24 protein-coding genes and 2 pseudogenes are annotated in these 23,030 nt (G+C 42.5%); 13 read left to right on the top strand and 13 right to left on the bottom strand.

Annotation, left to right across the window (positions count from 1 at the left end; all coding sequences use genetic code 11):
• Window positions 1-72 precede the first annotated feature (72 nt).
• The 3 genes and pseudogenes from ACWNM1_RS01590 to ACWNM1_RS01580 all read left to right on the top strand — a co-directional run bounded on the left by ACWNM1_RS01590 (window position 73) and on the right by ACWNM1_RS01580 (window position 1,228).
• A complete protein-coding gene (locus tag ACWNM1_RS01590; RefSeq protein ID WP_449599414.1) occupies window positions 73-663 on the top strand; it encodes a spore coat protein in 591 nt (196 codons plus the stop codon).
• A gap of 145 nt (window positions 664-808) precedes the next feature.
• Window positions 809-940, top strand: a pseudogene (locus tag ACWNM1_RS01585) (hypothetical protein); the annotation flags it as partial.
• 141 nt (window positions 941-1,081) lie between these two features.
• Complete coding sequence (locus ACWNM1_RS01580; RefSeq protein WP_449599326.1) at window positions 1,082-1,228, top strand: hypothetical protein; 147 nt, start codon at window positions 1,082-1,084, stop codon at window positions 1,226-1,228.
• Between the two features lie 275 nt (window positions 1,229-1,503).
• Here the strand turns inward: ACWNM1_RS01580 and ACWNM1_RS01575 are convergent, their stop codons facing one another.
• The 3 genes from ACWNM1_RS01575 to ACWNM1_RS01565 form a co-directional block, all read right to left on the bottom strand.
• Window positions 1,504-2,277 carry a YqcI/YcgG family protein gene (locus tag ACWNM1_RS01575; RefSeq protein WP_449599325.1) on the bottom strand — a complete coding sequence of 258 codons (774 nt, stop codon included), beginning with the start codon at window positions 2,275-2,277 and terminating at the stop codon, window positions 1,504-1,506.
• Between the two features lie 92 nt (window positions 2,278-2,369).
• A complete protein-coding gene (locus ACWNM1_RS01570; protein ID WP_449599323.1) occupies window positions 2,370-2,996 on the bottom strand; it encodes a LysE family transporter in 627 nt (208 codons plus the stop codon).
• A 107-nt stretch (window positions 2,997-3,103) separates the two neighbouring features.
• Complete coding sequence (locus tag ACWNM1_RS01565) at window positions 3,104-3,694, bottom strand: DUF1989 domain-containing protein (RefSeq protein WP_449599322.1); 591 nt, start codon at window positions 3,692-3,694, stop codon at window positions 3,104-3,106.
• 231 nt (window positions 3,695-3,925) lie between these two features.
• Between ACWNM1_RS01565 and hprK the strand changes: the two genes are divergently transcribed.
• The 6 genes from hprK to ACWNM1_RS01535 all read left to right on the top strand — a co-directional run bounded on the left by hprK (window position 3,926) and on the right by ACWNM1_RS01535 (window position 9,358).
• On the top strand, window positions 3,926-4,837 hold the full coding sequence (gene hprK / locus ACWNM1_RS01560; RefSeq protein ID WP_449599320.1) for an HPr(Ser) kinase/phosphatase: 912 nt from the start codon (window positions 3,926-3,928) through the stop codon (window positions 4,835-4,837).
• 160 nt (window positions 4,838-4,997) lie between these two features.
• Window positions 4,998-5,564, top strand: coding sequence for a TetR/AcrR family transcriptional regulator (locus ACWNM1_RS01555; protein WP_449599319.1), 567 nt, complete (start codon window positions 4,998-5,000; stop codon window positions 5,562-5,564).
• 121 nt (window positions 5,565-5,685) lie between these two features.
• On the top strand, window positions 5,686-6,807 hold the full coding sequence (locus ACWNM1_RS01550; RefSeq protein WP_449599318.1) for an ABC transporter permease: 1,122 nt from the start codon (window positions 5,686-5,688) through the stop codon (window positions 6,805-6,807).
• Window positions 6,807-7,505, top strand: coding sequence for an ABC transporter ATP-binding protein (locus tag ACWNM1_RS01545; protein ID WP_449599317.1), 699 nt, complete (start codon window positions 6,807-6,809; stop codon window positions 7,503-7,505). Before ACWNM1_RS01550 ends, ACWNM1_RS01545 begins: the two co-directional genes overlap by 1 nt.
• 222 nt (window positions 7,506-7,727) lie before the next feature.
• On the top strand, window positions 7,728-8,609 hold the full coding sequence (locus ACWNM1_RS01540; RefSeq protein WP_449599412.1) for an SMI1/KNR4 family protein: 882 nt from the start codon (window positions 7,728-7,730) through the stop codon (window positions 8,607-8,609).
• 569 nt (window positions 8,610-9,178) lie between these two features.
• A complete protein-coding gene (locus ACWNM1_RS01535; RefSeq protein WP_449599315.1) occupies window positions 9,179-9,358 on the top strand; it encodes a hypothetical protein in 180 nt (59 codons plus the stop codon).
• 280 nt (window positions 9,359-9,638) lie between these two features.
• Here the strand turns inward: ACWNM1_RS01535 and ACWNM1_RS01530 are convergent, their stop codons facing one another.
• Window positions 9,639-10,076, bottom strand: a complete 438-nt coding sequence (locus ACWNM1_RS01530; protein ID WP_449599314.1) for a MarR family winged helix-turn-helix transcriptional regulator — start codon at window positions 10,074-10,076, stop codon at window positions 9,639-9,641.
• 121 nt (window positions 10,077-10,197) lie between these two features.
• On the opposite strand from ACWNM1_RS01530, the gene ACWNM1_RS01525 reads away from it, so the two are divergent.
• Window positions 10,198-10,785, top strand: a complete 588-nt coding sequence (locus ACWNM1_RS01525) for an NAD(P)H-dependent oxidoreductase (protein WP_149645498.1) — start codon at window positions 10,198-10,200, stop codon at window positions 10,783-10,785.
• Between the two features lie 25 nt (window positions 10,786-10,810).
• Here ACWNM1_RS01525 and ACWNM1_RS01520 read toward each other — a convergent pair whose 3' ends face one another.
• From ACWNM1_RS01520 to ACWNM1_RS01505, 4 genes and pseudogenes are all read right to left on the bottom strand, one after another.
• Window positions 10,811-11,323 (bottom strand): DinB family protein, encoded by a 513-nt coding sequence (locus ACWNM1_RS01520; RefSeq protein WP_449599312.1) that lies wholly within the window; start codon window positions 11,321-11,323, stop codon window positions 10,811-10,813.
• 164 nt (window positions 11,324-11,487) lie between these two features.
• Window positions 11,488-12,594 carry an undecaprenyldiphospho-muramoylpentapeptide beta-N-acetylglucosaminyltransferase gene (locus ACWNM1_RS01515; RefSeq protein ID WP_449599311.1) on the bottom strand — a complete coding sequence of 369 codons (1,107 nt, stop codon included), beginning with the start codon at window positions 12,592-12,594 and terminating at the stop codon, window positions 11,488-11,490.
• Window positions 12,591-13,577 (bottom strand): SDR family NAD(P)-dependent oxidoreductase, encoded by a 987-nt coding sequence (locus tag ACWNM1_RS01510; RefSeq protein ID WP_449599310.1) that lies wholly within the window; start codon window positions 13,575-13,577, stop codon window positions 12,591-12,593. Before ACWNM1_RS01510 ends, ACWNM1_RS01515 begins: the two co-directional genes overlap by 4 nt.
• Before the next feature lie 140 nt (window positions 13,578-13,717).
• Window positions 13,718-14,207 (bottom strand): annotated as a pseudogene (locus ACWNM1_RS01505) (catalase); the annotation flags it as partial.
• A 184-nt stretch (window positions 14,208-14,391) separates the two neighbouring features.
• Here ACWNM1_RS01505 and ACWNM1_RS01500 point away from each other — a divergent pair.
• A complete protein-coding gene (locus tag ACWNM1_RS01500; protein ID WP_449599308.1) occupies window positions 14,392-15,804 on the top strand; it encodes an alanine/glycine:cation symporter family protein in 1,413 nt (470 codons plus the stop codon).
• Window positions 15,805-15,930: 126 nt separating this feature from the next.
• On the opposite strand, the gene ACWNM1_RS01495 is transcribed toward ACWNM1_RS01500, so the two are convergent.
• Window positions 15,931-16,332 (bottom strand): RidA family protein, encoded by a 402-nt coding sequence (locus ACWNM1_RS01495; RefSeq protein ID WP_449599306.1) that lies wholly within the window; start codon window positions 16,330-16,332, stop codon window positions 15,931-15,933.
• Window positions 16,333-16,890: 558 nt separating this feature from the next.
• Here ACWNM1_RS01495 and ACWNM1_RS01490 point away from each other — a divergent pair.
• Window positions 16,891-18,072 (top strand): multidrug effflux MFS transporter, encoded by a 1,182-nt coding sequence (locus ACWNM1_RS01490; protein WP_449599304.1) that lies wholly within the window; start codon window positions 16,891-16,893, stop codon window positions 18,070-18,072.
• A 102-nt stretch (window positions 18,073-18,174) separates the two neighbouring features.
• On the opposite strand, the gene ACWNM1_RS01485 is transcribed toward ACWNM1_RS01490, so the two are convergent.
• The 4 genes from ACWNM1_RS01485 to ACWNM1_RS01470 all read right to left on the bottom strand — a co-directional run bounded on the left by ACWNM1_RS01485 (window position 18,175) and on the right by ACWNM1_RS01470 (window position 21,585).
• Window positions 18,175-19,065 carry a diacylglycerol/lipid kinase family protein gene (locus ACWNM1_RS01485; protein WP_449599303.1) on the bottom strand — a complete coding sequence of 297 codons (891 nt, stop codon included), beginning with the start codon at window positions 19,063-19,065 and terminating at the stop codon, window positions 18,175-18,177.
• 189 nt (window positions 19,066-19,254) lie between these two features.
• Complete coding sequence (gene guaC, locus ACWNM1_RS01480) at window positions 19,255-20,238, bottom strand: GMP reductase (RefSeq protein ID WP_042192907.1); 984 nt, start codon at window positions 20,236-20,238, stop codon at window positions 19,255-19,257.
• A 241-nt stretch (window positions 20,239-20,479) separates the two neighbouring features.
• Entirely contained in the window at window positions 20,480-21,094 is a 615-nt protein-coding gene (locus ACWNM1_RS01475; RefSeq protein ID WP_339244041.1) for a LysE/ArgO family amino acid transporter, read from the bottom strand.
• 29 nt (window positions 21,095-21,123) lie between these two features.
• On the bottom strand, window positions 21,124-21,585 hold the full coding sequence (locus tag ACWNM1_RS01470) for a DinB family protein (RefSeq protein WP_449599302.1): 462 nt from the start codon (window positions 21,583-21,585) through the stop codon (window positions 21,124-21,126).
• A gap of 164 nt (window positions 21,586-21,749) precedes the next feature.
• On the opposite strand from ACWNM1_RS01470, the gene ACWNM1_RS01465 reads away from it, so the two are divergent.
• Window positions 21,750-22,928 carry an outer membrane protein assembly factor BamB family protein gene (locus ACWNM1_RS01465; RefSeq protein WP_449599301.1) on the top strand — a complete coding sequence of 393 codons (1,179 nt, stop codon included), beginning with the start codon at window positions 21,750-21,752 and terminating at the stop codon, window positions 22,926-22,928.
• The last annotated feature ends 102 nt before the right edge of the window (window positions 22,929-23,030 follow it).

The raw sequence follows: 23,030 nt of genomic DNA, 5'->3' as shown, positions 1-23,030 counted from the left end.
TCATATTATAGAGGGTACTCATCTAAGAACAAAGGAGAATATACTTTGCAGCAGCAATTACAGTCAGGAAGCATGAAGATGGGCGGACAGCAGCTAGGCCACGGCGCCCACGAAATGTTCGATGTGCACGAGGTAATGTCCTGCCAGATCAATTTACTGGACCAGTTCATGATGTTCAGAACCTTTGTACAGGATCAAGAGCTTTTGTCTATCTTGGATCGGCAGTACAATTTCATGCTGGATCAGTACAACTTGACCTGCCAATGCTTTAAGACAGGGCAAAAGCCAGACCAGGAAACGGCTACCTATCTTATCCCGAATATGACACAGCCGGTTTACGGCCTCCAGCCGGCCCCGCCCAAGAAGCCTAACTCGTCACTGGCGGATGTGAAAGATGCGGGCGTCAGCGGGTATATGCTGGGTCTAATCAAATCCCATGCCTCACTGCTGGCCATGTCTTCACCCGAAGTGACAAACCCAGCGCTGCGTCGGGTGCTGGCTTCACAGGTGCAGCATTTTATTGAAATGGGATATGAGTTGTTCCTTTATCAGAACAAACATGCCTATTATCAGGTTCCGCAGCTTCAGGGTTCAGTAATACAGCAGATGCTGGATGCCTATGTTCCGGCTGCCGGATCTCCTGAGATGCCCGTAAATAACTAGGACGCTGACCATTTCTAACTTTAGAAGACCCGACTTGTTTGTTGTTGAAACAGGAAGTCGGGTCTTCTTTTGCTTGCCTAAGCCTATAACAGAATAAAATAACACCCGATAACGCATAGTAACACCAGACGGAGGGGATATACATATGGGTACTCCAACTGGCAAGCTGCCCTGGTGGCAGCTTACTCTATTTGGTGTAGGCTGCACGATTGGCACGGGATTCTTCCTTGGCTCCAGCATCGCTATCCGTAAAAGCGGATTATTGGTGTATCTGAGCACCAATAGATCCAACCCATGCCAAAGCCGGCCCAGCGGCCAAAAGCCTCCTTGGCATAACTACGAAAAGAACCTTTTTGAGGATCCTGCATAGAGGGAATTGGGATACGGTTCACAGTTCGGCAGCATGGTTGAATAAAGGATGGAGGGTGCTTGGAAAGGGTTACTTTATGCGTTCTATGCTTTTGGGTGTATTGAGGTCATGGGCTTTATGGCGTCGGACCTCCGGGACTCCAAAGAAGCTCTGAATGCAGGCAGGTTTATGCGGCTGGGCGTGACCCTGCTGTAAGTACTGTCGATAGGACACCTATTCTTGTATATGTACTGAACGGGGTAATGGTGGCCGGGTTCTCTATTTTAGTGGCTTCATTGTATGCGGTCTCGACTATGCTGGGCCTGTGCGTGACAATTGCACTGAGCTTGTTTCTGCCAAAGCAAATTTTTGAGCATATCACCACAGCGGCCGTCTCGGCTTCAGGTCCAGCCTTCTGATCTGTGTCATTGCGTTGATTACCTGGTTTAGGGAGCACCTTTTGAAAAAACGCGGACAAACCTCATAAGCGCTTAAGAGTGGAATTTGGTTCCTATTGCTTTGAATTTGTTCTTCATATAAGTATAGGGACATTTAGACGGCGCACTTTCGTCATCTCGTAGAAAATATTGCTTCCATTCTAAATTGCTCTCCTGCCCATACCATTGAAGGGAAGGATGTGCGGGAACACTGTCGTAGTCAGCAAGCTTCTTACGGATCTGCCTCTTCATATTGCGGCCAAATGCGGTAGAATCGTTAATATTCTCAAATACCCAACGCGGCTGAAAGGCAATGAGAAAGTAAGGGGTATGGCGGCTTCTCCGCAGCTCATGTGCCGGGGTTGCGCAGAACGCGAAATACGGGTGCCCATCAAAACAGAACTCCCACGAAGGATGGGAGGGGTCTGTAGAAATTTCATTCGGCCAAGGCGCCGTGTCTACCGCGCTGACGCGGCCCAGAATGGACCAGAACAAATTCTCATATTCCTCAATGGAGAAACCTTCCGCCAAATCTTCCGCAGTTTCAAAAAATAGAACAAGGGAAGCATATTTGCCGGTATCCCGCGAGCATTCCCCATATTGACGAAGTAATTGAGCGACCTCTATTGCAGACCCTTCACTTCGTGGATCAGCTACGAAGCCAAAACGCAAATGATTAGACAGAAACCCTTGACGTCCCGGAATACAGGGATATTTGCCTTCGGGATCTGCAATCATAGATGTAAATTGACGAAAAGCATCCTGCTGCCAGTACGGCAACTCAGCCAGATGTTCATCCAGCCAGACCTTTGTGTTCAAATGGGCCATCCAAAAACACCCTCCTCGTTAAGTTCAAAACATCCTATGCGAAGGGAGGGAGATGGGTGAAAGCCTAGGAAAGCTCTTACCTGTTAAACGTATTAGCCAAACAACTGTATAAAAGCCTGAAAACCGAAGTAGATACCAAAACCAAGAAGGAAGATTCCCGCGGCAAGGGAAATGAACCGGAGCATAGAAGGGCCGGTGAACCGATGAAGGAAGCTAGACAGCATCGCCATCACTACATCCCAGAGTAGGATGCCGACAAAAATACCAATGCTGTTCCACAGCACCTGATCGAAATGTTGATTTTCTATGCTTTTGGCCAGAATGGAGCCGTAGATACCTAACCAGAACAGAATGCTGAGTGGGTTCATTAGTGCCATCAAAAAGCCTGAACGGAAGGCGCTAGTGCCGGTCTGTGCACCTCGTGAGGCGGATCCAGGCATAGCATTGATATTTTTTAAGGTGTCAATTCCGGTATAAAGGAGAACGAAGCTGCCGAATGTCCACAGGAAGGTTTTCATAAACGGGGTATTCAGAAAGTGGGCTAGTCCAAAGTAAATGAGTAGCATATACACTAAATCCGCACACATAGCCCCCAGTCCGATCATCCAGGATTGGAAAAATCCCATCCGCGCTCCCCGGTCGAGTTGGGCTGCATTGATGGGACCAATCGGTGCAGATAACGAAATGCCGAGTACTATATAGGTAATAAAGCTATTCATGGTCATCGCTCCTTGAATGAGATGTTAATTTGTACAAGTCATTCTATTCAAGAAGTGAGCCAGTTAGAAGACGAGCCTGGTGGGCGCTATTCTCTTTGCGACATACTCTAAAAAATATCTACGGCAATCGGTGTGCACTTGTACCCATTGCAGACACTTTCGGAGCAGGGACAAGCTGATATAGCAATGATCAGATCCGTCTCAGCCCGCAGCTCAATATAATCCCCGGCTTTAGAAAGCGGCCGGTCCACGCTGACTTTTCCAGAAGGGTCAATGACAGTATTCATAAAAAGATTAAATGTATAATGCTGATCGGGAGAGGGAAGGCCAAACTCCGCCAGCGCTTCATTCAGGTTATTGTAGCAGCTGGCGTGATCCTTTTTATTATATAGCACCTCATACATCTCGGGACGGCATGCAGAGTTAATGAAGTCATGACGGCCCACAGTATCCTTAATAATCGTAAGCAGCGGTCTGTATTGGTTGGAATAGAGGATGTCGCCCGGGAGCACATTCATCTTACCTAGAGCATCTATCGTTACACCGGGGTCAATCCGTTCATTAGGGCGAACGGCGTTATAAGCAGCGAAATCTGCTACCTGTTCTCCTTCTACATCGGTTACCCGGACGATCTGCCCCTTGTCCAACTTGAAAGCCAATCCCTCGGTTGCTGGAATTAGCCATTGTTGTTCTCTCATGAGTATTCTCCTTCGGGATAGTCATAGTCTGTGAGAATTAGTATGGCTTTTTGTCAAAAAAGTCATACAAAGTATGGAGCAGTGTGACGGTCCATAGAAACAATTGTATTCAATACGATGACATTGCAAGCCTACAGTAGCGTTGTTGCAGGAATCATCCCATTTGTCGTTGAATATATCCCGTTAACCGTATTGCGTATTCAAGATACGCAGCCACAGGAGGGAATAACATTGAAATCGACTACTGTTCAAAGCCTTACGGAGACGTTTAAGCTGGAAGTGCTGGCAGGTGCTAGCTGCATGGATCGCGAAATCACTCGGTCAAAAGCACATAGACCTGGTCTGGAGTTCGTGGGTTACTTTGATTTTTTCCCAACGAAGCGGGTACAAGTATTGGGCTGTAAGGAAATCAATTATCTATTAACGCTGAGCGTTGAAGAACGCAAGTTACATATTGGTAATATCGTCAAGTATCATCCGCCATGCTTTATTGTGACGACAGGTCAGCAGGAGATTCCTTATTTAACTCTATTCTGCGAAGAAGAGGGCATCCCGTTGCTTCGGACGCAGGAGACGACGACAGAGATCATCGCAAAGATTGACACCTATCTAGTGAAGGCGCTAGCGCCAGAGCTTTCAATTCATGGGGTATGTGTAAACGTGTCTGGTATAGGTGTCCTACTCAGGGGCAAGTCAGGGATCGGAAAAAGCGAAACCGCACATACGCTTATTAGAAGAGGTCATCGGTTTGTGGCAGATGACATCGTGGTTCTGAAGAAGCTGGGACCAGCGACGCTTCTCGGAACACATAATGAGACGACCCGCGAATTCCTAGCGCTGCGCAGTATTGGTCTGATCAATGTTGTACGCCAGTATGGGCGTAGAGCTTTTCAGGATGAGACGCGAATTGTACTCGACATCGAGTTGTCTCCTTGGCGAGAGAATTCCTTGAATAATGAGCTCGAACTGGAGCCGAAGTTCACAGATTATCTCGGTGTCCAAATTCCACATATTGAAATCCAGCTTCAGCCCGGCCGTGACGTAGCTGGACTAATCGAAGCTGCTGCTAACAACTGGTATCTGAAGCAGCTTGGCTATAGCGCCGTTGAAGAGTTTATGAAGAGGATTGAAGACGGGATGTAGTCGTGAGGGCAAAACATATCGTTAAATAGAATATCGAAGTATTTTTGAAAGGACTGTCCGCAGGTGAGAGTACTGCTTATGGACAGTCTGTCTATTTATTATGACCTACGCATTACTTTTTGCGTGTGCTAAACTGATAATAATGAAGAGGGGATGAATCATGGGTAGAAAACAATCTTTTACTGAAGCCGAGCTGCTTGATATGACAAAAAAATTAGTATTGGATCATGGCTACGATGGCTTTCATCTCAAGCTGCTCTCGCAGCATCTGTCCGGCGCCCGAAGTACCATTTATCAATATTATGCTAATAAAGAAGAGATCGTTGCCGCTTGTATGAAGCGCGTAATCGCAGCGGTATTAGATAAGGCATTAACAATTAACGAGGCAAATCCCATGGACGCTCTCGAGCAGTTACTTCTCATTTATGTTGAAGAATCTTCGCTTCATCAGCTCCTGGGAGATGCCAGCAAAATAAACACAGCCAATTCTGCTGCAGCGGCGAGGGACCTTGAATTTATTGAAGAAGCACATAAGACTCTTAAAATTCAGTTATCTGGTTTATTCGCACGCGCACAGCAGGAAAAGAGCCTACGGCAGGATATCCCACTTCCTGTACTTATTGGTGTTTTTTTTAACCTAATTAATACACCTAACATGCTAAATATCCCAACACCTGATTGGGGTAAGGTGTTATTTCAAATGTGGATTGGGGGCGCAAAGAGCTGATCTAATTTTGAATAAAATTTGACACATGTGTCATTTATATTGTTTAATAAACGAGACAAACGTGTCGGTGTTATTAATTTGACACATGTGTCAATTAATATAAAGGGAGCTGAAAAAGATAATGTTCTTAGCTATGAAGGAATTGATGCATAGTAAAATGAAGTTTTCAATGATTACCATTATTTTTGTATTAATTGCTTGGTTGGTATTCATTTTATCAGGTTTAGGTACTGGATTATCTACACTAGCTGCATCCACATTCAAGACTATGAAGGCTGATTATGTAGTTTTTGAAGAAGGGTCGCAGTCTTCGATGAGCAAGTCCCTTCTGTCTGAGCAGTTATTGGCTGAATTGGAGCTATTGCCAAATGTTAGGGCTGCAGCACCGATGGGAAGTACAATGGCAACAGCGCTGAAAGGGCAAGGTACTAAGAATGAGGATAAGGTAGACATCGCGATTATAGGAATTAATCCAGGAAGTTTCTTGGAGCCGGCTATCGTGGAAGGGAAGAGCTTAACTTCTGAGAATTCTACTGGTGTACTTGTGAACTCGACCATGAAGGATGAGGGCTATAGCCTCGGTGATACTTTTCAGTTAGACGGTACAACGGAATCATTGAAGATTATCGGGTTTGTGAAGGATCAGACCTATAACCACGTTGCTTCCGTATTTACTCCGATGGAGGAGTGGCGGAAGATTAGTTTTGCTGCTCCGGGTTCAGATAAAGGAGTTCCAGGTCCGGTTAATGCAATTATGCTCCAAGGCAAGGATATTGATCCAGAAGTAATGAATAGCAATTTGTCAGGTACGGATACGGTTACCCGCGCAGGAGCTGTTCAAGGGATGCCAGGTTACAAGGAAGAGAATGGTACGATTTTAATGATGCTAGCATTTTTGCTGGCGATCTCAGCATTCGTGCTTGGAGTGTTCTTCTATGTAATTACGATGCAGAAGACCAATCAGTTTGGCATTATGAAAGCTATAGGTGCTAGTAACAAATTCCTTGGAAAAGCCATTGTATCGCAAGTATTTATAATTTCTTTGACTAGTATTGTAATTGGAATCTTACTGACATATGGAACAGCCGCCATTATGCCGAAGGGTATGCCTTTCAAGCTGGAAACCAATCTTGTCGTAACTTATTCTTTAATCTTACTAATCATCGCTGTGTTAAGTTCGATGGTATCCGTTCGAAAGATTACAAAGATTGATCCGCTACAGGCATTGGGGAGGGTTGAATAATGACTAAGGGATTACAAATGAATGATGTCACAAAATACTATGCTGAAGGAAGTAATCGTATCGCCGCACTTGATCATGTAACCCTATCGGTCGCGCCGGGTGAGTTCGTGGCTGTAGTTGGACCGTCGGGTTCAGGTAAAAGTACGTTCTTGTCTATTGCTGGAGCGATGCTTGAAGCCTCAGAAGGGGAAGTTAAGCTGAATGGGCATACTATTTCTACGCTTACTGCCAAAGAACTGTCGAATATAAGACTACAAGAAATCGGATTTATTATGCAATCTTCAAATTTGGTTCCTTATTTAAATGTTTTGGATCAATTGCTAATAGTAAAAAGAATGTCGAGTACAGTAACTAGAGAGGATAAGCAATTGGCCACTAAGCTGCTCGAGGAGCTGGGTCTCGGCGCGAAGCTAACAAGTCTTCCAGAAGAGTTATCAGGTGGGGAGAAGCAACGGACAGCCATCGCTCGGGCTTTAATAAATAACCCTAATGTCATCTTAGCGGACGAGCCTACAGCAAGTTTGGATACTAAACGGGCCCATGAAGTAGTTAGTCTAATCGCGCAAGAGGTGAAGTCACGCCAGAAAGCAGCGATTATGGTTACTCACGATGAGCGTATGCTTGAATATTGTGATAAAGTATACCGGATGGAGGATGGTAAGTTATCTTTGTTCCCTCTAAAAGATGTTTATAAATAAATTATGCCTTCGTACTATAAACCTAATCAAAGAGCGACTGTGGCTGACACAGCGCTTTTTTTTTGTGGTGATTGTAATCCTCTTACGACCTACTATTCCTAGGTATAACCGCCTCAAGGATATGGATATGCAGGAGGACTTGCGTGATTGGCTGGGCATAGGCTATAAATGGTATAATTTCTAATAGGTATTTTGAGCGATCGTTACTAGGAGGTATTAATGATGAGTGATGAACTATTGGCAAAATTGGATACTTGGCATGAAGAGGATGAATTTCAAGAAATCGTGGATGCAATAACGGAAATTCCTGAAGAGGAAAGAGATTATGTTCTAACTAGTCATTTGGGCAGAGCGCTTAATAATCTCGGGCAATATGAAGAAGCTTTAGAGCAGTATTTGAGCATTGAAGAAGAGGGTGAAGGGGACCCGCTTTGGCATTACCGTATCGGAGTTTCCTATTATTATCTGAAGCGGTACGACGAAGCTTTAAAAGCATTTACAATTGCAGACGAGTTAGAGCCTGATGATGAGGACACCTTGGAGTTTTTGGGATGGATCAAACGCAAATTGGCTAAGAAAGCTGCGAAGAAGCCTGTGAGCAAACCTGCAAAGAAGCCTGTAGTAGCGATCGACACTACCAACTTTTGGGATGACAGCGAGTATGCGTTCTCAGAATATATCTCTGAATCGCCTACAGATGCATTGATTGCTTCAGTGGAAGAAGAGCTGGTTTTTAAGCTGCCAAAATACTACGTTGAAATGATGAAGCTACATAATGGGGGAATCCCTCATAACAATCGGTACCCAATTCCGGGAACAGAAGAATTTATTACGATTTCAGGGATCCTTGGAATTGGACGAGATAAGAATAAGTCGCTGTGTGGAGCTTCAGGCAGCCGGACTGTGATTGAAAATGGACGTTATCCTGAGGTTGGCGTGGTGATTTGTGATTGTCCTTCTGAGAATGAAGTAATCATGCTCGATTACCGCGAGTTTGGAAATGATGGCGAACCCGAGGTTATCCATGTAGATCGAGATAACAGATACAAGATCACACGCTTAGCTGACAATTTTGAGTCCTTTATCGGCGGACTTGTGAAATAGTGGATTTAACTGGATTAGAAATATGATTACCGAGGCATTCCTTAACAGGAGTGCCTTTCTATTAGGGTTAGAGGGGGCTTATTTGACTTGTTGTAAAGTTCTGATTCATGTTTCTCTCTGCAACTGGCAGAATGTGACTGGAGTTCGGTGTTTATTTATGAGGTCGGCCTTCGCGTATAGTTTTCTAGGATGAGACGCACACTATTAGGGGGATTTGTCATATCTGCCGAATTTATTTTGAAAGGAGCTTTAATCGTCAGAAAGACAACTTTCGCCTACTCTAACACCATCGATCAGGCAAAAGAGGCGACTTGGCTCCAGCATTTCCGGCGGTATCTCTGGTCTTGACTACTTAACGCTCGCCGGTGACCTCTTCACAGTCCCGATGCCAGTTACATGCGGCATCCGTCATTGCAAAAGGATGCTGCTCCAGCGGCCCGAGAATTGGGTAAACACCGAGATAATATACATGTGGCCTTTGCGGTTTTCTACCTCTTCTCAAAGGAGTTTTTTTAGATAATATGGCCAGGCATAATCATTCGAGAATAAGATGAGGAGGCGCTAAGTTAATGTCCAATAAAAAAAATTACTATGCATTTGAAGATCCGCTTGGCACCACAATTGAATTTCAAGCCACTAGCTTACAACAAGCTATGGTGATTAAAAAGAAGAAGGCTCAAGAACTGGGTATTCCTAAAGAGGCTTTTGAACTTACGAGCATCCGCAAGAAACCAAGCCAGAGCGCATAGTCTTTTCGCGTGCTTGCTCATACAAGCATAAAGAAATTACGATTTTATCGTAAATGTGAATCATCATTTTGCAATTGATTAGGTGCGTGGAGCTATAAAATCAAAAAACGCTTACCGCACGTAGAAGCGGTATCGGATGAAAAGAACGTATATGTCAGGAAGCTGCTTAGGCTTTAGCTAGCCGATAATCTGTCAACAATCAGCCAATGAACGACCCAAAAAACAGAGCAACGATTCTCCAAGAACGGAGAACCGCTGCTCTGTTTTCATTTTAACCCACTCATTGACCGCTATTAAATACCTTGGAATGAAGTACGTCCAGCGCTCGGCTGATTTCTTCCAGTTCATCAGTAGAAGAATCCTTAATCCGTTCCAAGAAACGTTCTCCGATCTGCTCAAAAGCTTTGTTCATCATTGCTTGTCCAGCGTCAGATAACCGTATCATTTGCTTACGCCGATCTTCTGCGACATCCAGCTTTTCACAAAGATTCTTCTCTGTTAATTTCTTGAGCTCACGGCTCGTATTCGGCATAGAGATATTCTTACAATCACTAATTTGACTGAGAGTAACAGGCTGGCTGACCGCAATATACTCCAGAATACTATATTGAACGGGCGTAATACCTTCCGGTCTAACATCTTTGGTTATGTCGAATGTTACTTCATGGACTGCCGTCGTAAAGGTTACTAATTTATGAAAAAACGCTTCTTTGTCCATAACGATCACCTCTTAGTGTAAACTTTAACAAAATAATTATCATAATACAATTATCATTTGACAACTAAATGTAGGTTGTGATACGATTTTGTTATCAAATGATAATTAAAGAGGTGGAGCAATGAACGTTTTAGTCATCTATACTCATCCGAATCATAAAAGTTTAAGTTATGCTTTTCTCAATAAGGTCATTCAAGGAAGTAATGAAAATCGAAAGATCACGAACATCGAGGTGCTTGATCTATATGAGGAGCAATTTGATCCGGTACTGGTCTTTAACGAAAATAAACGTAGAAGAGACATGCATATCGATCCCAAGTTTGAGAAGTATCGTGAGCAGATTCGTCAGGCCGACAAAATTGTGTTTGTGTATCCAATCTGGTGGGGGCGGCCTCCAGCCATGCTGCTCGGGTATATTGATCAAATGTTTGCCTCTAATTTTGCTTATAGAGAAAAGGGCGGCCTGATCCCGGAGGGGCTGCTGAAAGGGAAGTCAGTAGTTTGTATTTCCAGCATGAAGGGGCCAACCCTTTATCCTTTATATTGGTTAAACAATTCCCATAAGGTGCTGATGAGAAAAGCATTATTTCAATATTGCGGTATGAAAAAAGTGAAGTTTTTCGAGTTTGGGAATATGGAGAGTCCAAAAGGTAAACATGACAAAAAGCTAAATCAGGTCTACCAATATTTTAAATCAGTAGCTAATTGATGCCTCAAAGATAATAGTTCGATGATCATTTGGACTCGTTATAAAGATAGGCGACATAATCCTGCAGCACTGAGGTGTGGTCCATTTGTCGCAGCATAGTCCCGATATTTCCACGGTGATAGCTGCCATGGTTTACGATGTGGAAAATAGCCCCGGAAATGGATGTCTCAAGTGATCCCATAGTTGGATGATCTAACACAACGGTGGGGTCCTTATCTATTTGACTAGCCAGCACCATTTTATTTTTGCTGGTTAGCTCACGATAGAGGACATCCATTTCTTCAATATCTTTTATAGCTAATAAGGGCTCTAATTGGGCAGCTGATGCTTTAGCTTCATTCCTAGTTCGCCCTTCAATCAAGTCAAACCAAATGTTCTCCACGACATAAATATGCGTCACAACCTTCGCTACCGAAGAAAAACCGCTCTGAATATCCTTATGGTATATGTCCTTAGGCAATTCCATTAAGCGATGGATGATCGTTAGATTAGCCCATACATTGTAGTCATACATTTCTAACGTCGGATGTTTCTCCATGAGTTTCTCCCCCTAAGATTATAGATGCTTTAATTATACCCATTCCAAAAACGTTCGGTACAATTTAGAGATGTTTATTATAGGATCCTTTGTCCAAAATAAACCAAAATACAGACGACAGCGATAAAGCAGAGGAGTAACCAATTCGCTAGCTTCATTCCCATCTAAACCGTACCTGCCTTGATCATTGTTAAATCCTCGCCGCTTACTTGTTTGATTAAGTTCATTACCTTATAGGCTCCTCTGCCGTTCTCATAAGGCTTCATCTTATCTTTGTAAGTAGAGCGGTTCTCGTATAGCGTCATAATCGAATGAACAAAGGTTTGATTAGTCATCTCTTCTTCAAGTAATATTTCAGCGAGTCCAATTTGTTGAAAATACTGCGCTTGGGCAAGTTGACCAGAGCGGCTGCCACCATTCGTGTGAGGAATTAATAACATTGGCTTTTGCATAGAAAGAAGCTCCATCATAGAATTTGAGCCTGCACGGGATACGACAACATCCGCCATAGCTAATAAATGCGGCAGCTCACAGCTTGTAATGAATTCATACGATTTGTAGCCTGACATAGAGAGGTGATAATCGACCTTTCCCTCCCCGCAAATATGAACCACTTGAAATTTGTCTATCAACTCAGCGAGTACATTGTTCACCATTTGGTTAATGCTGTGTGACCCTTGGCTTCCTCCCATAATGAGAAGAACAGGCTTAACAGAGGTAAATCCGCAAAAGGCAAAACCGCGTTGTTTATCAGCGAATATGAATTGCTCCTTCAAGATCGGACCGACATGAACGGCTTTGAGGGAAGCAGATTTGGTTACAGTATCCAGAAAATTTGTACACAGATGAGTGGCAAACGGAAGTGAGATTTTATTAGCTAGTCCAAGATTTAAGTCTGGTTCATAAATAATGATGGGCACTTTGTTGAGTTTGGCTCCAATCACGACCGGTACAGAAACAAATCCACCTTTAGAAAAAACCACACCAGGTTTGATGGTTCGTAGGAGTCGGTAGGATTGAAAGATGCCCTTCATGATTTTGAATACATCAGTTACATTCTTCCAATCGAAGTAGCGTCTCAATTTCCCTGTGGAAATGGGATGGTAGGTCACTTCCTCCTTGTAGTCAGACAAAAGCTTGCGCTCAATCCCTTGTTCGGAGCCTATATAATGGACGTCCCAATCCTCTGCTAGACACTTAGGGATCAACACGAGGTTGCCGGATACATGGCCAGCGGAGCCTCCACCTGTAAATACGATTGAGGTACTCATGCTAGAAACCCACCTTGTTGTAACATTTCTTTTATCGCAGCTTTGCTCATCAACACATGATTCGAATCATAGCTCTGGAAGTCCACAGGCGGGCAAGAGGCATAGGCTTCTTGTAAACCTTCTATAGGAAAAGGAGGGAGAATCACATAATAGTGATCATCCAGATGAATAGAAGAAGCACTCTCGAATTCCGAAATTAGGGCCTCACTTAAGCTTTCACCGGGACGTATCCCCGTTTCCTTGATTTGGATCGTGCTAGTTGATAAGTCGTCAATTAAGACCTGGGCAAGATCCTTAATGCTGCAAGCAGGCATTTTGGTCACAAAGACTTCTCCGCCTCTGCTTTCTTCTGTTGCTTTAAGGAGTAGGGTAATTGCATCATCTATGGTTAAGAAAAAACGAGTCATTCTAGCATCTGTAAGGGAAATGTCTACTCCATCCACAATACTTTGTTTGAAAATAGGCACCACGCTACCCGTTGAGCCAAGTACATTGCCACTTCTCACACATACAAACTGAGTTTTGGTTTGTCTGAGATTGGCATGGACCATTAGCTTTTCACCGAGTGATTTTGTCATTCCGTAGGTGCTCGATGGTTGCGCTGCTTTATCGGTTGAGACATAGACTACTTTTTTTACGCCGTGTTTAATAGCGGCTTGAATCACATGCTGAGTTCCGAGTACGTTAGTCTTCATCGCACTGTCTGGTTGTTGTTCGCAGATCGGAACATGCTTCAAGGCCGCTAAATGATAGATATAATCTATCTGATGGCAAGCTTGCATCAGTTCTTGCTTATCACGTATATCACCGATGATGAACGTTAGTTTGGGATTATGATGATATTCCTGTTGTAGTTCTACTTGAAGTGACTCATTGCGGGAAAATATTCTGATTTCTTTTGGGTCTCTTTCCAATAACCGTTTCACGAGTTGTCGTCCCCAAGATCCGGTTCCACCGGTAATTAATATGGTTGTATTTTGCACGGTTTGTTCCTCCTATGATCTTAGCTACATAATAATCATAGTGTTCATATGTTACGTGAATATGGCAAAGCGAAAGCTCTCAAAATCAAAAAAAGGTTAAAGAACCCTTATAACAGGCCCCTTAACCCTTCATTTAACTTCTAATAGCCATCGGTTTGTTTACCGGATTGCTCCGCAATTTCCGCGCCGTCTCGATTCTCTGAAGTACCTAGATGCTTGTGGTCGGCTTTGGCTTGAGCAAGACCTTCAGCCACTCGACGCCCATAGTCTGGATCAGCCTTTGTGAAGTGCTCGATCATATTATTCTGAATCACAGGCGCACATATTTTTAGGGCATCGACCAGGTTATGAATCAATTCATCCCGTTCCCAATCCTCGAACTTGCGAAAGGTATCACCAGCTTGACCAAAGTCATTTGCCCATCCCGCTGATTCGTCGCTACCCTTGTCTTTGGAGCATTGATCGGTAATTGAATGTAGTTGGCGCCCACCCGGTGCCGCTGAGTATCCGAATAGGAGAACGTCCGGCCTTGTAGCAGCTTGTCATCCGAGAAGTCCAGACCGTCTACTAGAACTCCAGTCCCGAAAGCGACCTGTTCGACCTCGCAAAATAATTGTCTGGGTTTCGATCCTCTCTTCAGATATGAATAGTATTTTCTACCATAATTCTGAAAAGTGTGCGAAACCCACTGACAAGAGATGTTATGAAAGTTACAATTTTTATTGGCATTTGAAATAATGACTGTTATATTTGAAAATACTATGTGTTATAAGCTTAGCAACTTGGTATCGACAGAATGGAGAGGCGGAATTACATGCAACAATTTTTAGATAGTATGATTAGCGTAACAAATGATTTTTTGTGGTCGAAAATATTGGTGATCCTTCTTATTGTTTGTGGACTTTATTTCACCGTAAGATCGAAATTTGTACAGTTTGGTATGTTCAAAGAAATGTTTCGGGTTCTTAAAGGATCCAATGAAAGGTCAAAAGATAGTATTTCATCCTTCCAGGCCTTCTGCATTAGTATGGCGGCGAGGGTAGGGACAGGTAACATAACGGGAATCGCAATTGCTATTGCCATAGGTGGTCCAGGGGCTATCTTCTGGATGTGGGTGATTGCCATTATTGGATCAGCGTCCGGTTTTATAGAAAGCACTTTGGCACAGGTATATAAAGTGAAGGATAAGACTGGATTTCGCGGTGGGCCTGCCTATTATATGGAGAAAGGCCTGAACAAGCGCTGGATGGGAGCGATATTCGCGGTTCTGATTACATTATCCTTCGGGCTTGTATTTAACGCGGTCCAATCGAATACGGTCACAGTGGCCTTTGAGAATTCATTTGGCACCAATCGGGCTATTCTTGGACTTGTAATGGCTGCTGCCTTTGCACTGGTTATCTTTGGCGGTGTTAAGCGTATCGCAAGAATGTCCGAATATATTGTAGTGGTAATGGCAGGAATCTACATTGGGGCTGCTCTTATTATTATGCTGATTAATATTACAGAACTCCCGGCAGTTATCGCACTCATAGTGAAGAGTGCCTTCGGACTTGAACAAGTCGCTGGTGGCTCTCTTGGTGCAGTAATTCTACAGGGCGTGAAGCGTGGACTGTTCTCTAACGAAGCGGGTATGGGTAGTGCGCCTAATGCCGCGGCAACGGCAACCACGAGTCATCCGGTGAAGCAAGGGCTAATGCAAGCGCTAGGCGTACTCACAGATACGTTACTTATTTGTTCGAGTACGGCGTTCATTATCTTGTTGTCTGATGCCTATAAGCAGCCAGGGCTGGACGGAATCAAGCTGACACAAGCCGCATTAAGTGAGCATATTGGTTCGTGGGCATCTGGATCACTAGCGATTATGATTTTTTTGTTTGCTTTCAGCACGTTAATTGGAAATTATTATTACGGTGAAACCAATATAGAATTTTTGAATTCCAACAAAAAGGTATTACTATTCTATAGATACAGTGTTTTGGCGATGATTATTTTTGGTTCCGTAGCAAAGGTTCAATTGGTATGGGATTTGGCCGACTTATTTATGGGCTTCATGGTTATCGTGAATTTGATTGCCATCCTGCTATTATCTAAAGTGGCCTTTGCCGCCTTGAAGGATTATAAAAAGCAGAAACGAGAAGGGAAGGATCCTGTTTTCTATAAAGACAGCATTCCGGGGCTCGAGAACGTTGAAGGTTGGGACAATTCTTCAGATATAAAAAGATAGAAATGTATTTGAAGGGCTCAGGAGACTGAGCTCTTTTTGCTGTCAGATTACAAAAACGAGCCTTTAGAATTGCTTCTAAGGCTCGTTTTGCGTACAGTATTTTAAATTAGTCCTGCTTAATTTAGTTTATCCTGCAGCCCAAACATCTAATTCGATTTTTAATTCAGGTAAACCTAATCCTTTAACATAAGCAATGGTCATTGAAGGAGGCGTCATCCCGAATACTTTATTCCAAATTCCATAGAAATGATCCCAATCGATTTCTTCTGTGGCCCAAATGTTGATTTTGATTACGTTATCGGGAGTCAACTTTTGAGAAGAGAGGACTTCCACAATATTACTCATCGTGTTTATTACTTGTTGATTAAAATCTGTAGGGATATTACTGTTTTGATCGATGCCAATTTGACCAGAAAATACATACATTTCCGCGTTTCTGCTTATTTTTGTTACATGACTATAGTTACCAACGGGCTTCGCAATATTCTCTGGATTATATCTTGTAACAATATTATTATTTAAGTTCATTTTTATGAAGTCTCCTTTAAATAGAGAATACATAACGATATCTGGATTATATATCTCCACTGTTTTTTAGTTTTAATTTTTGACAGACTTATCCTATCCATCATTAATTCTAGAAAAAAACAGCCGTAGAATACCCAATACCAAAGGACAAATATTTTAGCGATCTCTTTTTCATCAGGTATTCCTCCTTCATATTTAAAGTAAGATAACTTCATCAGAATGATAACATTAATCCATGTGCGACGGCAACTTTGCCTCCTCCGGCACAACATGACTAGAGTCTTTAACTGTACATGGATTATCGGAACAAAACTCGTAACATAAATATGCCCTCAGGCGAAGCGTTTCGATTGAGAGCTTTTCTATTACCGTATATAATGATATTTTAGTTGAATCATTGAAACCCTCCTATATAACAAAAATAACTTAACAATGAAAGGTAATTTCGAACATGATGATCTATAGTCGTCTTGCTATAATGATGCCCCCATTTCCCTAGCTAGGCTCATATTCTTGTTATTGTTCGAGGATATAAGCTTGTAGGAGGGCGAATTTAATATGAAAAAATATGCAGTACCATCTTTACTTTTAATGATTGTTCTTGTGGCTTTTCCGCAAATTAGTGAGACGATCTACACTCCATCGTTGCCGGATATTGCGGTGGCACTTGGGGTCTCTAATAGTTCTGTACAGTTAACATTAAGTATATATTTTATCGGATTTGCTTTAGGTGTTTTGTGTTGGGGTTGGCTCTCTGATTTCATCGGACGGAGACCTGCCATGCTGGGTGGCCTCATTGTATATGGTGTTGGAAGCTTGATGTGTTTTTACTCGGAATCCATTACTCTACTTCTGGTCAGCCGTTTCATTCAAGCGTTTGGAGCAGCAACTGGCTCTATCATTACGCAAACCATTCTTCGGGAGAGTGTATCCGGGAATAAGCGGCATGCCATGTTTGCCCAAATCTCGGCGGTGATTGCTTTTACTCCAGCAGTAGGGCCGCTTATTGGCGGATGGGTGGATCAAGCTTTTGGTTTTCGAGCGGTTTTCTTTACATTAGTGATGATGAGTGTGTTGTTATTTGTGTATGCTTTTTGGAAGCTGCCAGAAACGACTGATGTTTCCGCGAGAAAAAAGGTGGCTATTCTACCTATCGTTAAAAGAATGCTCTCATTGCCACGTGTACTAGTGTTTGGGTTATTGATCGGGGGCATTAATGGAGTTTTATTTAGCTACTATGCGGAAGCACCCTTTATATTTATTGAACACTTTAACATTTCACCGGGAGTATATGGTTTTCTAGGCATTGTTGTGGCTTTGGCATCGATAGTGGGAGCAATGATGTCCAAGAGATTATTGAGTCTCTATGCCGCAGAAAAAATAATTCACATCGGCTGTCTAGTGATGACCAGTGGGGCTTTGCTATTAACAATCGTAAGCAGCCTTGCCTCGTTGCCGAATATGATGTTGATGGTATGCATTCTAATAACCCTTTTTGTCATGTTAATGGGGGCCGGTATCGCTTTACCTAATTGTCTAAGTCTTGCGCTTGTCAATTTTCAGGATGTTGTGGGAACAGCAGGTGCGATCTTCAGTTTGGGATATTACTTATTAGTTAGTTTGGCGACATGGGGAATGAGCGCCCTGCATAATGGTTCATTACTGACGATGCCCATCTATTTCTTAGGGGTTAGCGGCGGAATGTGGTTATTAAGTAAAAAGTTTATTGTAGCGGAATAGAATTTACTTCTTAGTTATTTGATTAGAAGGAGATATGGAACGGGGTATCCATAAATGAATGGCAGTCTGGAACTTTTTGAGTTCCGGACTGCTTTTTATTTGTTAGTCTACTTCCGGTACAATGACTTGGATATGACGAGGGAGAACACTTAGCGTAATTGGTAAAATCGGACCTTCTTCACCATCCACATTGGTTCTTACGGCTTCTGGAGAGCTCACAGTCACATTTTGGGCCGTGAAATAGACAACGTCTTTATGATCCTTAAGGCTGCCAAGTAGTAAAGAAATACTGGCTGTAATGGTATTGAGTATACTGAGGTCTTGAATAATAAAACAGTGAAGCAGACCATCGTCAACCGCAGCATCAGGTATCAGATTCTCGAATCCGCCAACGGAGTTGGTTAACACGGCGAGAAAAAGCGGGGAATCGCCTTGCCACGTCTTCTCGTCATAATGAATGACAAGAGGGTGGGGCGAAGTGCTTGTAAGTTGTTTTAGGCCTTCTTTCAAATATGCCAATGAGCCGAGCTTGGTTTTCTCTTCAATTGATACGGAGGATAAAGATCCGGCGATTGAACCTACAGCAACAACATTTCCGAATAAGCGGTCATTCAAGCAACCAATATCAACTGTCTTTACGTTAGAGGAAGCAAGGGTTTGAATGGCTATTTCGGGATTCAATGGAATCTGTAACGCGCGGGCAAAATCATTAACCGTTCCTAAAGGGACTATACCTAACTTTGGGTGTTGTTTCTGATTCATAAGACCATTAATGGTCTCGTGAAGCGTGCCATCCCCGCCAATGGAGACGACTAGATCGTAATACTCCTCACAGGCAGTGATACAATAACGAGTTGCATCTAGTTCTTTTGCCGTCTCCTTAATCGTAACCAAGTAGCCTTGATCAGCTAGAACTCTTTCTGCATATCTGACATATTCTCCAGCTTCTTCTTTACCAGATGAGGGGTTAATAATAATCATAGCTTGCCGCATAGGGATTATCCTCTCTTGTTCAATCTAATAGCCTATTAGATGATTACCCCAAAGTGGTATAGCAGAAATCATAACAACTTAAAAAAGGTGAGCAAGAACGACCTAAGTCGTCTTACTCACCTCTTTTTAAAATATAAGTAAGTATAAGTTTCACACGATACTTTCTTATATTTCTCGTTTAAACGCTTGTTAATAGACCTTGTCACCATTAAAAATGGAATTCTTAACGATAACATAATCTACTTTACGAATAGCTTCTAATTTATTGCCTCCAGCATAAGAAATCGAGGACTGAAGATCTTGCTCCATCTCTCTCAACGTTTCTGCTAAAGCGCCTTTGTGTTCGACAACTATTTTTTTGCCCTCAACATTCTTCTTTTCACCTTTTTGGTATTCAGAAGCGGAGCCAAAGTACTCTTTATACAGCTTTCCATCGATCTCGATGGTATCACCAGGAGATTCTTCATGCCCAGCAAATAGGGAACCGATCATGACCATGGAAGCACCAAATCTAATGGATTTGGCGATATCGCCGTGTGTCCGAATGCCTCCGTCAGCGATAATAGGCTTACTTGCAGCCTTGGCACACAAGCGTAGTGCGGCTAATTGCCAGCCACCTGTTCCGAATCCTGTCTTAATCTTCGTGATACATACTTTCCCTGGTCCAATTCCCACTTTAGTAGCGTCGGCCCCAGCGTTCTCTAATTCTCTAACGCCTTCAGGAGTTCCCACGTTTCCAGCAATAACGAAACTAGCAGGTAGATATTGTTTAATATGTTTGATCATTCGAATGACAGCCTCGGAATGACCATGTGCAATATCGATCGTAATGAATTCCGGAATCAATTGTTCGTTAGCTAATTGTTCAACGAAATCGTATTCTTCTTCTTTGACTCCGACACTAATGGATGCGATTAATCCGCGGGTGTGCATGTCCTTGATGAAAGACGTACGCTTCTCCGGTTCAAAACGATGCATAATGTAGAAGTAGCCATTTTGGGCTAAGAAGCTGGCGATCTTCTCATCTATGATGGTTTGCATATTTGCAGGTACCACAGGTAATTTAAAAGTATGACCACCCAAGGTGACTGTTGTATCACACTCAGAACGGCTATTTACGATACATTTTGCAGGAATTAACTGAATATCTTCATAATCGAATACTTTTTTCATTATATACACCTCTAAATGCGAACATTATAGTATTTTTGTTTGATTATTGTTCGTCCACTTTGTAATGTACAGCATTCCGAACAAGAAGTCAAAATTCTAGTACATTATGGTGTAAACTGGACTTAATTATACGACGATTTGGTGTACGGCTTATGATTCATAAAAATGAACTGAATGTAGGAACAAGAATATGTATAGATATTAACAAAAGGCCATCCCTATAGGGGTGGCCTTTGTTCTATTACATCTGAAAAAGCTTGTAAGCAATATATGCTGCAACGACCCAAATAATAATCGCAGAGATCTTATTAATGATCAGCATGATTTTGCCGCTTGAATCTATTTGTCCTACGGTCTTTCCTGCCACAGCAAGCCCAAAGAACCAAATCCAAGAAACAAGGATAGTCGAAACGGCGAATGTAACTTTGTCTATGCCAGTGTAACTAAGGGAGCTGGTGCCGATAACCCCAATCGTATCTAGGATCGCATGTGGATTTAATAAAGAAACGGACATCGCAAATAAGATCTGTTTTTTTGAAGATAGAGGTGCTGCGTCTTGGGATGAAGAGGTAGGTGTGCTTCTCCAGATGGACCATCCCATATACAAAAGGAATACAAGTCCCACAGCAAATAAAGCGGTCTGCAGAACAGGGATGGCAAACACAAGAACGGAAACACCTAACACGGCTAATAAAATTAGAAGGGTGTCACACAAAGCAGCCGTAATAATAACTGGGATGGCCTTTTTAAATTGTGGCTGTGAAGCTCCTTGGTTAAATACAAAAACATTTTGTGCGCCTAGCGGAAGAATTAATCCAAAGGCTAAGGCGATTCCGTGAAGTAGTGCGGCTAACATAGTTGTGTCCTCCGGTGATGAGTAATGCGTTATAAAATTTGCTTTTGAATATGGTGCTCCATATGTTCTAGATAGTCTTGAATCAACCATTCAAAAGTCATTAGTTGGTGATTTCCTAGATCACAGAGGTAACTCAGTTTGTCGTTAGGAATCGTGGCAATGACTTTGACGATTCGTTTATTTAAGCTGCTCCATAAAAGCATGATTTCTTCGATAGAGGTATTCTGATAATCCTGTAGATCAACCCACTTCTCTTGATTATATTTCTGCAGGACGTATGGTTGCTCCTCATATTGAATTTTGATGAATCGTTCAAGATTATTGATCGCGGAGTCACATAGATGTCCTAATATTTCTTTCCGTGACCATTTATGAGGCTGGGGGCGCTCTGTCACTTCTGTTTCTGACATAAGTCTGATTTCTTGAGGTAATTTAATGAGCCATTTGTTTAATTGATCCATTACATTTTGTATCTGGATATTCTCGCCCATTGGTTATCGACCCCTTCATCCATAATTTCTGGCTAAACAATATGTACTATCATACAATTTATGCCTTTATAAAAAAAGATGATTAATATAATCTTGTTGTCCCTTAAAAAAGGTAGTAAAGTAACATGATACATACTATTTATGGAAAGAAAGGTTGATATTTTTTGAAAAAAGGAATATTTACAGGTCTTCTTGCGCTCTTGCTGATTACCGCCTTTACGCTATCTTTTAATGTTGTAGAGGCCGCTGGAACAGTAACGAAATTACCTAGCCCCCAATGGAGTCAGTTGAATGTTGTGGGAGCATTAGAAAGCATAGAAGGGGGTCCCGTGGAACTTCCATCATTAAATACAGTGTATCTCCACACTAAGGAAGAGCATGCTACCCAAACTAAGGTATGGTTGGTTGATACGCTGAAATCTTATGATACACAGACAGGGAAGCTAAAGTGGTCAGTTAATTTTGCAGACCCTGGCACAGCGATGTTTCGTGAATCGAAAGATTATTTAGTGGCGCCGGATGGAACGGTATACATAACCTTTACAGATAATCTTTCACCTGACGCAACTCAGATCTATGCGGTGGGACCAGACGGAAAACGGAAATGGAAAGTGAATTTGTCTCAGACAGAGGGATACTTATATAGACTTGATAACGGGAGTTTAGTCTTTGCATCCCAAGGTAACTTTGATAACAATGGGAATTATACCGGGTCACTAACTTTAATTAATAAAAGTGGTACCAAAGTAAAAAATATTTCTTATAAAGGAACGGTGTTGGCGCAAGGAAATCGTGTCTTAATTCAAACGAATTACGGTGGTGGGAAAGGCTCACGTATCCAGGCACTCGATTCTTCCTTAAATTCAGTGTTTACATATCAAATGCCAGCCGATTCGTACACTGAAGTGTCTTACAATCAGGTGCTTTCCGATGGAACAGTATTAATCCGTACTAATATACCAAAGACAGGGAATCGGTTATTCGGATTCAACTCTAAAGGTAATCTACTGTGGGGAAGAGATATCGCAGGTGATGCTGTCGTATCCTCACTTGGTGAAGTTTATGGGGTTTATGCCAATGGCAAGCTGTCTCTATATAATGTCAAAGGATTGGTTAAGTCGGTAGCGCTTAAAGATGAGACAGAATTTTTTGTATCGTTGGACCGATTACAGGATGGTAATATTGAGCTTGGCTTCCCGGGTTCCGCCACATATGTTTTAAATCCTAAAACGCTCGCAGTAGATTATACTTTTAAGCTGAAGGATGATTTTAATTTCAACTATGTAGGCAATGGCGTGGGGTATGTAATGACAGACAATGGATTTTCACGAATTAAGTTTTAATTCCAGAAATCGATTAGGATTGATCAAGGGATGCTGCCCCTAAAGGGATGGTATCTTTTTTTCTATTCTGTAATTACACTCCTAGCAGAAATGTCATCCCAT

Source organism: Paenibacillus sp. Marseille-Q9583, assembly GCF_976954365.1.
The sequence above is the reverse complement of the archived record's forward strand: the minus strand, read 5'-3'. Positions and strand labels throughout refer to the sequence as shown.